The 13,296-nt window shown below is 35.7% G+C and carries 12 protein-coding genes; all 12 read left to right on the top strand.

Translation table 11 applies throughout. The features are described from left to right. Nucleotides 1-103: 103 nt before the first annotated feature. Nucleotides 104-655 (top strand): ribosome hibernation-promoting factor, HPF/YfiA family, encoded by a 552-nt coding sequence (gene hpf / locus I586_RS04115; protein WP_010760772.1) that lies wholly within the window; start codon nucleotides 104-106, stop codon nucleotides 653-655. Nucleotides 656-986: 331 nt separating this feature from the next. Beyond that, entirely contained in the window at nucleotides 987-3,518 is a 2,532-nt protein-coding gene (secA, locus tag I586_RS04110) for a preprotein translocase subunit SecA (RefSeq protein WP_010764428.1), read from the top strand. Between the two features lie 80 nt (nucleotides 3,519-3,598). Continuing rightward, a protein-coding gene (gene prfB / locus I586_RS04105; protein ID WP_139242745.1) for a peptide chain release factor 2 occupies nucleotides 3,599-4,700 on the top strand; the annotation gives its coding sequence in 2 pieces (ribosomal slippage) (nucleotides 3,599-3,670 and nucleotides 3,672-4,700; 1,101 coding nt in all). 107 nt (nucleotides 4,701-4,807) lie between these two features. Then, nucleotides 4,808-5,494 (top strand): cell division ATP-binding protein FtsE, encoded by a 687-nt coding sequence (gene ftsE / locus I586_RS04100; RefSeq protein ID WP_010764430.1) that lies wholly within the window; start codon nucleotides 4,808-4,810, stop codon nucleotides 5,492-5,494. After that, nucleotides 5,487-6,371, top strand: coding sequence for a permease-like cell division protein FtsX (ftsX, locus tag I586_RS04095; RefSeq protein ID WP_010764431.1), 885 nt, complete (start codon nucleotides 5,487-5,489; stop codon nucleotides 6,369-6,371). The genes ftsE and ftsX overlap by 8 nt, the downstream gene beginning before the upstream one ends. A gap of 102 nt (nucleotides 6,372-6,473) precedes the next feature. Continuing rightward, complete coding sequence (gene cls / locus I586_RS04090; RefSeq protein ID WP_010764432.1) at nucleotides 6,474-7,922, top strand: cardiolipin synthase; 1,449 nt, start codon at nucleotides 6,474-6,476, stop codon at nucleotides 7,920-7,922. Nucleotides 7,923-8,107: 185 nt separating this feature from the next. After that, complete coding sequence (locus tag I586_RS04085; RefSeq protein WP_010764433.1) at nucleotides 8,108-8,962, top strand: phosphate ABC transporter substrate-binding protein PstS; 855 nt, start codon at nucleotides 8,108-8,110, stop codon at nucleotides 8,960-8,962. A gap of 227 nt (nucleotides 8,963-9,189) precedes the next feature. Next, nucleotides 9,190-10,110: a phosphate ABC transporter permease subunit PstC gene (pstC, locus tag I586_RS04080; protein ID WP_010764434.1), complete on the top strand. Its 921-nt coding sequence runs from the start codon at nucleotides 9,190-9,192 to the stop codon at nucleotides 10,108-10,110. Further along, nucleotides 10,110-10,994: a phosphate ABC transporter permease PstA gene (pstA, locus tag I586_RS04075; RefSeq protein WP_010764435.1), complete on the top strand. Its 885-nt coding sequence runs from the start codon at nucleotides 10,110-10,112 to the stop codon at nucleotides 10,992-10,994. The genes pstC and pstA overlap by 1 nt, the downstream gene beginning before the upstream one ends. Nucleotides 10,995-11,010: 16 nt before the next feature. Then, nucleotides 11,011-11,811: a phosphate ABC transporter ATP-binding protein PstB gene (gene pstB / locus I586_RS04070; protein WP_010764436.1), complete on the top strand. Its 801-nt coding sequence runs from the start codon at nucleotides 11,011-11,013 to the stop codon at nucleotides 11,809-11,811. A 10-nt stretch (nucleotides 11,812-11,821) separates the two neighbouring features. Next, nucleotides 11,822-12,580 carry a phosphate ABC transporter ATP-binding protein PstB gene (gene pstB, locus I586_RS04065; RefSeq protein WP_010764437.1) on the top strand — a complete coding sequence of 253 codons (759 nt, stop codon included), beginning with the start codon at nucleotides 11,822-11,824 and terminating at the stop codon, nucleotides 12,578-12,580. Between the two features lie 18 nt (nucleotides 12,581-12,598). Continuing rightward, nucleotides 12,599-13,270, top strand: a complete 672-nt coding sequence (gene phoU, locus I586_RS04060; RefSeq protein WP_010764438.1) for a phosphate signaling complex protein PhoU — start codon at nucleotides 12,599-12,601, stop codon at nucleotides 13,268-13,270. Nucleotides 13,271-13,296: the final 26 nt, after the last annotated feature.

Raw genomic sequence — 13,296 nt, 5'->3', positions numbered from 1 at the left:
TGTTGGCAAAAGGAATATAATTCGTTATAATAGAAATAAGAAGAAGGATAACAGAGTGGTCCTTTTATTCCTTCTTTAGTGGCAGATGAAAGGGGTAATCGTTATGTTTAGATATAATGTGCGTGGAGAAAACATCGAAGTTACTGAAGCAATCCGAGACTATGTAGAGAAAAAAGTTGGTAAACTAGAACGTTATTTCAGTGATTCACCTGAAGCGACTGTTCATGTGAATTTAAAAGTTTACACTGAGAAAACAGCAAAAGTCGAGGTTACTATTCCTCTACCTTATTTAGTTTTACGTGCCGAAGAAACATCACCTGATTTATATGCAAGTGTTGATTTAGTTGTAGATAAATTAGAGCGACAAATTCGTAAATTTAAAACAAAAATTAACCGTAAATCTCGTGAAACAGGGATGAATACCGCTAAAGCAGCTATTTTCTTAAATGGTGAAGAAACACCAGATGAAACGCCAGAATTAGACATCGTTCGTACAAAACGTCTTTCATTAAAACCAATGGATAGTGAAGAAGCTGTTTTACAAATGAACATGTTAGGACATAACTTCTTTATCTTTGAAGATTCAGAAACTAATGGAACCAGTATTGTTTACCGTCGTAAAGATGGCAAATATGGTTTAATCGAAACAGACTAAATTAATTGGGCTAGAGATTTAGCCACTGATTTAACGAATAAAAATTCGAAAATGTTGATTTGAATTTTTATCCACTAGATATTTGAGGAAATTGGTATCGGAGGTAATTCTTTTCAGATAGTCAATTTTAAGAGACTGAAGCAGGACGGCACACGTTTTGCCGCAGTCTCTTTCCTTATTTAAAGCATATGTACATAAAAAATAAGACAATATATAATTAATATTAAGAGAAGTTATTTCCTTTCTTAGCAACTAATGATAAAATAGAAAGGATGATTGTGCATTTAGTGCAAAAAATAAATAGAGTTTATTGAAAGGAACACATAAAAACATGGCGAATTTTTTAAAAAAAATGATTGAGAATGATAAAAAAGAATTAAAACGCTTGGATGGTATTGCAAGCCAAGTTGAATCTCATGCTTCAGCTATTGCAGCATTGAGCGATGAACAATTGAAAGCAAAGACAGATGAATTCAAAGCGCGTTACCAAAAAGGTGAAACGTTAGATCAGTTATTACCAGAAGCGTTTGCGGTTGTTCGTGAAGCAGCTAAACGTGTGTTAGGGTTGTATCCATACCACGTTCAATTAATGGGTGGTATTGTCTTACACGATGGGAACATCCCAGAAATGAGAACAGGTGAAGGGAAAACCTTGACAGCTACAATGCCTGTTTACTTGAATGCATTGACAGGTGAAGGTGTTCATGTCGTAACCGTCAATGAATATTTAGCAACTCGTGACTCAGATGAGATGGGTGAATTGTACAATTTCTTAGGACTGACAGTAGGACTAAATATCAATTCAAAAACCTCTGAAGAAAAACGCGATGCATACAACTGCGACATCACTTACAGTACGAATAATGAATTAGGATTTGATTATTTACGTGATAATATGGTTGTTTACCGTAATCAAATGGTACAACGTCCATTGAACTATGCAATCGTGGATGAGGTCGATTCGATTTTGATTGATGAAGCTCGTACACCGTTGATTATTTCTGGTCAAGCTGAAAAATCAACAGCACTTTATACACGTACAGATAATTTCGTTAAGCGTCTAAAAGAAGAAGAAGATTACAAAATCGATGTTCAATCTAAAACAATTAGTTTAACAGAAGCTGGGATCGAAAAGGCGGAAGAAAACTTTGGATTAGACAACTTATATGATATCGAAAATACAGCTTTAACACACCATATGGATCAAGCGTTGCGTGCGAACTTTATCATGCTTCGTGATATTGATTACGTGGTTCAAGAAGGTAAAGTTCTGATTGTTGACCAATTTACTGGACGTATCATGGATGGTCGTCGTTACTCAGATGGTTTACACCAAGCAATCGAAGCCAAAGAAGGCGTAGAAATCGAAGATGAAACAAAAACAATGGCAACAATCACATTCCAAAACTATTTCCGTATGTATAAGAAATTAGCTGGGATGACTGGTACTGCTAAAACAGAAGAAGAAGAATTCCGTGAAATCTATAACATCCAAGTTTTCCAAATTCCGACGAACCGTCCAATCATTCGTGATGACCGTGCAGATTTGCTTTACCCAACACTACAAAGCAAATTCAAAGCAGTAGTTCAAGATATTAAAGAACGTTACCACAATGGGCAACCAGTTTTAGTTGGTACAGTGGCTGTTGAAACGTCTGAATTATTATCAGAGTTATTAAATCAAGAAAAAGTACCACATGAAGTATTAAATGCGAAAAATCACTTTAAAGAAGCAGAAATCATCATGAACGCTGGTCAAAAAGGAGCAGTAACGATTGCTACTAACATGGCTGGTCGTGGAACAGATATCAAGCTTGGTTTGGGCGTTATCGAACTTGGCGGTTTAGCTGTAATCGGTACAGAACGTCACGAATCACGCCGTATTGATAATCAATTACGTGGTCGTGCTGGTCGTCAGGGAGATCCAGGGGTTTCTCAATTCTACCTTTCTCTTGAAGATGATCTAATGAAACGTTTTGGTTCAGAACGAATCAAAGCATTCTTGGATCGTATGAATATTGAAGAAGCAGATGCAGTAATCCAAAGTAAAATGTTAAGCAAACAAGTTGAATCAGTTCAAAAACGTGTTGAAGGTAATAACTACGATACACGTAAGAATGTTTTACAGTATGATGATGTAATGCGTGAGCAGCGTGAAGTTATTTACGCACAACGCCAAGAAGTTATTATGGAAGATACTGAGTTAACAGATACATTATTAAATATGGTGAAACGTACGATTACTCGTGTTGTTGATAGCCATACTCAATTAGATAAAGAAAACTGGAATCTTGATGGTATCGTTGATTTTACTTCTTCAACATTAGTCCATGAAGACAGCATCTCTAAAGCTGATTTAGACGGAAAAACACCAGAAGAAATCAAAGCATATTTAGTAAAACGTGCGCAAGAAGTCTATGATGTCAAAGTAGAACAATTAAACGGGCCTGAACAAATTTTGGAATTCCAAAAAGTTGTTATACTGCGTGTTGTAGATACGAAATGGACAGATCATATCGATGCAATGGACCAATTACGTCAATCAGTTGGCTTACGCGCTTACGGACAAAACAATCCATTGGTTGAATATCAAACAGAAGGATACAATATGTTTGAAGAAATGATTGGAGCTATCGAATACGAAGTAACACGTCTATTTATGAAATCTGAAATTCGCCAAAATGTCCAACGTGAACAAGTAGCACAAGGCGAAGCTGTTCATCCAACAGAAGAAGAAGAGCCTCAAAGCAACACAAGTGCTAAAAAGAAACCAATTCATGTTGATGACAAAATTGGCCGTAATGATCCTTGTCCATGCGGCAGCGGCAAGAAATATAAAAATTGCCACGGTAAAGGTCAATAACAATTGATGAAGGTGAGGCGTTCGCCTCGCCTTCATTTATTTGTAAAATAGACTATTGAACGTGAAAGGAAGAAAATATCATGGAAAATGCTGAAATCCGAACTATTTTAGATGAAATGAATCAATCAATTACTAGCTTCAGGGGGTCTCTTTGACTTAGATCAGTTAGAGGAAGACATTGCAGAAGCTGAAAGCAGAATGGCAGAACCTGGTTTTTGGGATAATGCGGAAACGGCACAACAATTGATCAATGAAACGAATTCTTACAAAGAAAAATATCAACAATTTCATCAATTTGCAGATGAATTGGAAGAATTGGAAATCATGAGTGACATGCAACAAGAAGAATATGATGGAGAAACCCAAACTGAACTGGAAGATCGTTTATTAGCTTTAAAAGAAAAGTTAAGCATTTATGAACTATCTTTACTGTTAAACGAGCCTTATGATAAAAATAATGTTATCATGGAACTTCATCCTGGAGCAGGTGGAACAGAGTCACAAGATTGGGGCAGCATGTTACTTCGAATGTATACTCGTTGGGCTGAAAGTCATGGATTTCAAGTGGAAACATTGGATTATCAATCTGGAGATGAAGCAGGCATTAAAAGTGTCACACTTTTAATCAAAGGATATAATGCATATGGTTATTTAAAATCAGAAAAAGGGGTTCATCGTTTAGTCCGTATTTCACCATTTGATTCGGCCAAACGTCGTCATACTTCTTTTTGTTCAGTTGATATTATGCCGGAATTGGATGAAAATGTTGAGATCGATATCAATACCGATGATTTAAAAGTGGATACGTATCGTGCGAGTGGTGCGGGTGGTCAGCACATCAATAAGACAGAATCAGCGGTTCGAATCACACATATTCCAACTGGAACCGTCGTTGCAAGTCAAGCCCAACGTTCTCAACTAAAAAACCGAGAGCAAGCGATGGGGATGTTGAAAGCGAAGTTATATCAATTAGAAATGGATAAAAAAGCGCAAGAAGCAGCATCTTTACGCGGTGAACAATTAGAAATCGGCTGGGGATCACAAATTCGTTCTTATGTTTTCCATCCGTATTCAATGGTCAAAGACCATCGTACGAATTATGAAACTGGAAATGTGCAAGCAGTAATGGATGGAGACTTAGATGGTTTTATCGATGCTTACTTAAAACAAAAATTGAATTGATGACTTCACAGAAATGAAACAAAATTGTAAACTGTTGAAAGAGCCTTGAAACAAAGTCATGCTATAATGATTGATAGTCTAGAAAACAGAGATGGAGAGAATACGCCATGATTGAAATGAAAGATGTAATGAAGAAATATTCGAATGGTACAACTGCTATCCGAAATATTTCAGTAGAAATAAAGCAGGGTGAATTCGTTTATGTTGTTGGCCCTTCTGGAGCCGGAAAATCAACATTTATTAAATTAATGTACCGTGAAGAAAAAGCAACTAAAGGACGTTTGAAAGTTGCAAGTCATGATTTGATGAAAATCAAGAATTCAGAAGTTCCATACCTTAGACGAGAAATTGGTATCGTCTTTCAAGATTACAAATTATTAACGAAGAAAACGGTATATGAAAATGTTGCGTACGCAATGCAAGTTGTTGGTCGTAAGCCTAGAGATATCAAGAAAAGAGTAATGGAAGTTCTTGATCTTGTAGGACTTAAACATAAAGTCAGAGTCTTCCCAAGTGAATTATCTGGTGGGGAACAACAACGTGTTTCGATTGCCCGTGCAATCGTAAATACACCGAAAGTTCTAATTGCTGATGAACCAACAGGTAACCTTGACCCAGAAAACTCATGGGAAATCATGAAACTGTTGGATCGGATCAATGCACAAGGAACAACGGTTGTAATGGCAACACACAATAGCACGATTGTAAACACGATCCGTCATCGCGTAATCGCCATTGAAAATGGCCGAATTATTCGAGACCAAGCGGAAGGAGACTATGGCTACGATGATTAGAACGTTCTTTTCTCACGTCCTAGAAAGTATCAAAAGTTTAAAACGTAATGGGTGGATGACAATTGCTTCTGCCAGTGCTGTTACGATTACTTTAGTCCTTGTTGGGATTTTTATGGCAGTAATTTTTAATGCAACAAAATTAGCAAAAGATATTGAAGAAAACGTGACAGTTTCTGTTTTTGTTGATATCGGTACAACACCAGATGAAATGCAAAAACTGGAAAAAGAATTAAACAAAATCGATAATGTTGAAACAATTTCATATTCTAATAAAGACAAGCAATTAAAGAAAATCCAAAAACAAATGGGTGAAGCTTGGAATCTATTCGAAGGTGATAGCAATCCATTGTACGATGTATATTATGTAAGTGCTAAAGAACCATCAGATACAAAAAGAATCTCGAAGGAAGCTGCAAAACTGCCAAATGTATTTAAGGCAGATTATGGTGGTGTTTCTTCAGACAAAATTTTCAGTATAGCAGGAAAAGTTAGAACATGGGGACTGGGTGCCGCAATTTTACTATTGTTTGTCGCAGTATTCTTGATATCTAATACAATTCGTATCACAATTCTTTCTCGTCAAAGAGAAATTCAAATTATGCGCTTAGTTGGTGCGAAAAATGGTTATATTCGTTGGCCATTCTTTATAGAAGGGGCTTGGATTGGACTTATTGGTGCAATCATCCCGATTTTGGTACTCACATTTGGTTACCAAAAGTTCTATACACTATTCAACCCGCAATTGCTAAGTTCAAATTATTCACTATTGAAACCTGAATCATTTGTTTGGCAGATTGATTTATTAATGATCGTGATCGGAATGACAATTGGGTCGTTAGGATCAATCATCTCAATGCGTCGTTTCTTAAAAATTTAATGACATTAAAGCAGACATTCTTGTCTGCTTTTTCTTTACTTATTTTCATAAGTTCGATATGCTTTATTAGGGGATGAGTGAGAAAGTGATTGGGGGGAATAAATGAAGTTCTTATATGAAAATTTATTTGTTATTATTTTTATTGCGAATATGTTATTGTCATTGATTATTGTTTTTAGAGAGCGCAAGCAAACGGCTCAAACATGGTCGTGGCTTCTTGTCTTGATGTTTATTCCCGTCTTAGGTTTTATTCTTTACATCTTCTTAGGCAGAGGTATTTCGAAAGATAAGATATTTGATATGAAGATGCAAGCGAAAATCGGAATGAATGCAGAAATTGAATTTGAAAAACAGTCGTTATTAAGAGGGTTGTTTCCACATCCGCCAACAGGAGAAGTAGATTCAAAGCAGTTGATTTATATGTTGACAGTCTTTGGAAGCTCTTTATATACAACCAACAATGAAGTTAGATTATATACAGACGGAAGAGAAAAATTCGATGGATTAATAGAAGACATCCGTCAAGCGAGAGATCATGTTCACATGGAATATTACATTTATCGTGGTGATACTTTAGGTAAAGAAATTCGTCAAGAATTGATCAATGCAGTGAATAGAGGAGTCAAAGTCCGCTTACTCTTAGATGCTTGGGGCTCTACCCAAGTGAATATGAAATTTTTTGAAGAATTAAAGAAATGTGGAGGCGAAATTGCCTTTTTCTTTCCACTATTTGTCCCGTATTTAAATCCAAGAATCAATTATCGTAACCATCGAAAAATTGTAGTGATTGATGGTAAAATCGGTTATACTGGAGGGTTTAATGTAGGAAATGAATACTTAGGTGAAGTTGAAAAATTTGGCTATTGGCGAGATAATCATTTAAGAATTCATGGTGAAGCTGTTTATAGTTTACAAAATCGCTTTTTGATGGATTGGAATTCGCAACACCGAAAAGAATTAAGCTATGATTCGGCTTTTTTTCCAACGATAAATTCAAATGGAAAAAAAGCAGTTCAAGTAGTAACAAGTGGTCCAGACTCTGAACATGAGCAAATCAAGATGACGTACTTGAAAATGATCGCTATCGCTAAAAAAGAAATTTTGATCCAAACACCCTATTATATACCTGATGCTTCGATTCATGAGGCATTGAAGTTGGCTCTATTATCAGGAGTAAAAGTTCGTATACAAATTCCTAATAAACCAGATCATATGTTAGTTTATTGGGCGACCTATTCTTTTTCTGCGGAATTATTAGAGTATGGCGCAATCATCGAGACTTATGAACATGGATTTATCCATGCGAAAACGATGATTATTGATGGTGGGATTGTTTCGGTTGGATCAGCGAATATTGATGTTCGTTCGTTTAGACTTGATTTTGAAGTCAATACAATCATTTATGACCAAGAGTTTTCAAAAGAGGTACGAGATGCTTTTTATGAAGATTCTAAAGTATCGAAGCTATTGACCGAAGAGATATATCGAAATCGTGGCGTGATCATTAAATTAAAAGAAGGTTTAGCACGTCTGATTTCACCATTATTATAAAAATAGTATAAAAAGTACAACCGATCAAATGAGTTGTACTTTTTACTTTATTTTGTTGCATTAAAATGATTGCTTCTGTTATTTTATTCTAAAAAAACAGGAACTTTGACAACTTATAATTTTCAAGGGAAACAGTTAATGTTAAAATGAATTGATTGAATTGAGTTTGGAGGATTATCAGATAAATGAAAAAGAGAATGCTATTATTTTTTAGTTTAATTGGATTAGTAACATTATCAGGGTGTGCAAAATGGATTGATCGAGGTGAATCCATTACGGCAGTCGGTTCATCGGCTTTGCAACCCTTAGTGGAAACGGCAGCTGAAGAGTTTCAAAATGAAAATCCAGGACGATTTGTCAATGTTCAAGGTGGTGGAAGTGGTACTGGGCTGAGTCAAGTTCAATCTGGCGCTGTAGATATCGGAAACTCAGATTTATTTGCTGAAGAGAAAAAAGGAATCGATGCTAGTAAGCTAACCGATCACAAAGTGGCAGTAGTGGGAATTACACCAATTGTTAACAAAAATATCGGAGTATCAGATATTTCATTGGAGAACCTTAGAAAAATCTTTTTAGGGGAAATAAAGAATTGGAAAGAGCTTGGTGGGAAAGATATTCCAATCGTCATGTTGAATCGTGCGGCTGGAAGTGGAACGCGTGTGACATTTGAGCGTTGGGTATTAGATGGTAAAACTGCGATTCAAGCACAAGAACAAGATTCAAGTGGGATGGTTCGCTCTATTGTTGCAGATACTCCTGGAGCAATCAGTTATACTGCTTTTTCTTATGTTAATGATGATGTGAATACATTGAGCATTGATGGGGTAAAACCAACGGATGATAATGTTGTTACAAATAAATGGACGATTTGGTCTTATGAGCATATGTACACATTAGGCAAACCAAAACAATTAACAGACGAATTTTTAGAATTTATGTTATCAGATGATGTACAAGAAAAAATTATTGCTCAATTAGGCTATATTCCAGTATCAAAAATGAAAGTGGAACGAGATTGGCAAGGAAATCTTATTGACTAATCGACCTTTACACAAAATTTACAAACTTAACATAAGATTTACATGTTATTAAAAGCAAATTTATGTTTAAAAGTTACACTGAATTTATTATGGAAAGTGTTGAATATATGAAGTGGTTATTCTATAAAGTTAAGCCTGAATATAATCAAAAGCGCCACCTCATATTTCCTATTTTTCTGTCGAAGCTGAACGAGCTCGTTCAGCTTTTAAAATAAGGAGGAATTTTCTTGGAAGATGTACAGAAAACTTTGTTAACAAAATCAAAACGTGCCAGAATGGAACAACGAGGAAAATTTATTAGTTTTCTTTGCATCGCACTGATTGTTTTGGTTGTTTTATCGATCTTTTATTTTGTGGCAAGTAAAGGTTTAGCGACTTTTTTTACAAATAAAATTAAAGTGTCGGATTTCTTATTTGGTACAAACTGGAATCCAAGTGAAACAGGAACAGATGGTAAGCCAATGGTAGGCGCTTTACCAATGATTGCGGGATCTTTTATTGTAACATTTATGTCTGCGATTATTGCAACGCCATTTGCGATTGGTGCAGCCGTGTTTATGACAGAAATTTCACCTAAAAAAGGATCAAAAATTTTACAACCTGTTATTGAGCTATTAGTTGGGATTCCTTCTGTTGTCTATGGATTTATTGGGCTATCAGTAATTGTTCCTTTTATTCGTTCAATCTTTGGTGGTACTGGTTTTGGGATTTTAGCGGGTACTTTTGTGCTATTCGTTATGATTTTACCAACGGTTACAACAATGACGGTCGATGCATTAAAATCAGTACCTCGCCATTATCGTGAAGCATCACTTGCATTAGGTGCAACACGTTGGCAAACGATTTATAAAGTTGTTTTAAGAGCGGCAGTTCCTGGTATTTTAACCGCAGTTGTTTTTGGTATGGCACGTGCTTTCGGTGAGGCTTTAGCAATCCAAATGGTTATCGGAAATGCTGCAATCATGCCGTCTAGCTTAACAACCCCGGCATCTACATTAACAAGTATTTTGACGATGGGAATCGGAAATACAATCATGGGTACAGTAGAAAACAATGTGCTGTGGTCACTTGCACTGATTTTACTATTAATGTCATTATTCTTTAATATCATTATTCGGATTATTGGTAAGAAAGGAGCCTTGAAATAATGAATGCAAAAAAGGCCGATAAAATTGCAACAGGCATCTTATACGCTATTTCAGGTGTGATCGTCTTAATCTTAGCAGCATTGTTGCTGTATATTTTAATTCGAGGTATTCCTCATATCTCCTGGGATTTCTTGACCAAGCCATCTAAGGCTTATCAAGCAGGTGGTGGTATTGGGATACAATTATTCAACTCCTTATACTTATTACTGATAACAATGTTGATTAGTTTCCCAATTTCACTTGGCGCAGGTATTTATTTATCAGAGTACGCTAAGAAAAACTGGGTAACAGATGTAATCCGTACATCAATTGAAATTTTAAGTTCACTTCCTTCAGTAGTAGTTGGTTTGTTTGGATTTTTAATCTTTGTTGTACAGATTGGGTATGGTTTTTCAATTATTTCAGGTGCTTTAGCACTGACTTTTTTCAACCTACCGTTGCTGACAAGAAATGTTGAAGAATCACTAAAAGCCGTTCATTATACACAACGAGAAGCAGGTTTATCATTAGGATTATCTCGCTGGGAGACGGTTATGAAAGTTGTAGTTCCTGAGGCTTTACCTGGAATTTTGACGGGAGTGATTTTAAGTTCTGGAAGAATTTTCGGTGAAGCGGCTGCTTTGATCTACACAGCAGGACAAAGTGCACCAGCACTTGATTTCAGTAATTGGAATCCGTTAAGTGTCTCAAGCCCAATCAGTATCTTCCGTCAGGCTGAAACGTTAGCAGTTCATATTTGGAAAATCAATACAGAAGGTACAATGCCGGACGGTGCAGCTGTTTCTGCAGGAGCTTCTGCTGTTCTGATTTTAGTCGTGTTACTCTTTAATTTCGGTGCACGTTTTATCGGAAACAGATTATATAAAAGAATGACATCAGCCTAATGTTAGGGGAATCAGAATGAAAGAATATAATTTAAATGACACCAATATTATTAAATTACCAGAACCGATTGCTTTACATACCGATGATCTGCACGTTTGGTATGGTGAGAATGAAGCAATAAAAGGTGTTGACTTGGAATTTGAAAAAAACAAAATTACGGCCTTGATTGGTCCATCTGGTTGTGGTAAATCAACCTATCTGCGTTCATTGAATCGAATGAATGATGGAATAGCAAATACCAAAGTTACTGGTAATATCATGTATAAAGGCGTTAATGTCAATACCAAAGAAGTCGATGTCTATGAAATGCGTAAACGAATCGGTATGGTATTTCAACGTCCCAATCCATTCAGTAAATCTATTTATGAAAACATCACGTTCGCATTAAAACAACATGGTGAAAAAGATAAGAAAAAACTAGACGAAATAGTTGAAACAAGTTTAAAACAAGCCGCACTTTGGGATCAAGTCAAAGACAATCTAAACAAAAGTGCGTTAGCCTTATCTGGAGGACAACAACAACGTTTATGTATTGCCAGAGCGATTGCAATGAAGCCGGATATTTTACTATTAGATGAGCCAGCGAGTGCATTGGATCCAATTTCAACAGGTAAAGTGGAAGAAACGCTAGTCAATTTGAAAGATGATTATACAATCATCATTGTTACACATAATATGCAACAAGCTGCCCGTATCAGTGATTACACAGCCTTCTTTTATTTAGGCAAAGTGATCGAATACGATGAAACAAGAAAAATCTTTACACGACCAAAAATTCAAGCAACAGAAGACTATGTTTCTGGACATTTTGGTTAGGAGGAGTAAGATGGCAAACGAAATTATTTCATCAAAAGATTTGCATTTATATTATGGTAAAAAAGAAGCGTTAAAAGGAATCGACCTAAGTATCAATCAAGGTGAGATCACTGCGATGATCGGACCGTCTGGTTGTGGGAAATCAACTTATTTACGTTCATTAAATCGAATGAATGATTTAATTCCAGGTGTAACGATTACTGGAAGCGTCGTCTACAAAGGCAAAGATATCTATGGTCCAAAAACAGATATCGTAGATTTACGTAAAGAAATCGGTATGGTATTTCAACAACCAAATCCATTTCCGTTCTCCATTTATGAAAATGTAATTTACGGTTTACGTTTAAAAGGTGAAAAAAATAAACAAGTGTTAGATGAAGCAGTAGAGAGTAGCTTAAAAGCAGCTTCTGTTTGGGACGATGTGAAAGACAAACTGCACAAAAGTGCGTTGTCCTTATCTGGAGGACAACAACAACGTGTTTGTATTGCTCGGGTTTTAGCAGTTGATCCGGAAATTATCTTATTAGATGAGCCGACAAGTGCTTTAGATCCTGTTTCCAGTGGGAAAATCGAGAATATGCTTTTAACGCTAAAAGAAAAATATACGATGATCATGGTAACACATAATATGTCTCAAGCTTCAAGAATTTCTGATAAAACTGCTTTCTTTTTACAAGGGGAATTGATAGAATTTAATGATACGAAAAAAATATTCCTAAATCCAAAAGAAAAGCAAACAGAAGACTATATTTCGGGAAAATTTGGTTAAAAAAAAGGAGGATAACACATGTTGCGCAGCCAATTTGAAGAAGAATTATTAAATCTTCATAATCAATTTTATGAAATGGGGATGATGGTAAGCAATGTCGTGCATAAATCTGTACGTGCTTATATCAATCATGATAAAAAGATTGCAAATGAAGTCATCGATTATGATGTAGAAATAAATGATATGGAAGTTAAACTAGAAAAGAAAAGCTTTGAAATGATTGCTTTACAACAACCTGTTACAACGGATCTAAGAATGATTATCACTGTAATGAAAGCTAGCTCAGATTTAGAGAGAATGGCAGATCATGCTGTATCAATTGCAAAATCAACGATTCGCTTAAAAGGAGAAACAAGAATTCCTGAGATCGAAAAAGAGATTTCAGATATGTCTGATTATGTGAAAAAAATGGTTGATAATGTTCTGATTGCGTATGTTAAAACAGATCAAAAGGATGCGCGTATGATTGCAAAAATGGATTCTAGAGTGAATGAATACTTTGATAGTATTTATAGCCATTCAATCAAAGCAATGCAAGCCAATCCAGAAACAGTGGTTAGTGGTACTGATTATCTCCACGTAGCAACTTACTTAGAACGTATCGGGGATTATGTAACGAATATCTGTGAGTGGATCGTTTATCTAGCAACTGGTAAAATCACAGAGCTAAACAGTAATCATGATGAATAAATAAACGTCATTTTTTACTATATATC

The sequence above is a fragment of the Enterococcus moraviensis ATCC BAA-383 genome, assembly GCF_000407445.1.
Lineage (GTDB): Bacteria > Bacillota > Bacilli > Lactobacillales > Enterococcaceae > Enterococcus_L > Enterococcus_L moraviensis.
This window is presented reverse-complemented; position numbering and strand designations above follow the sequence as displayed.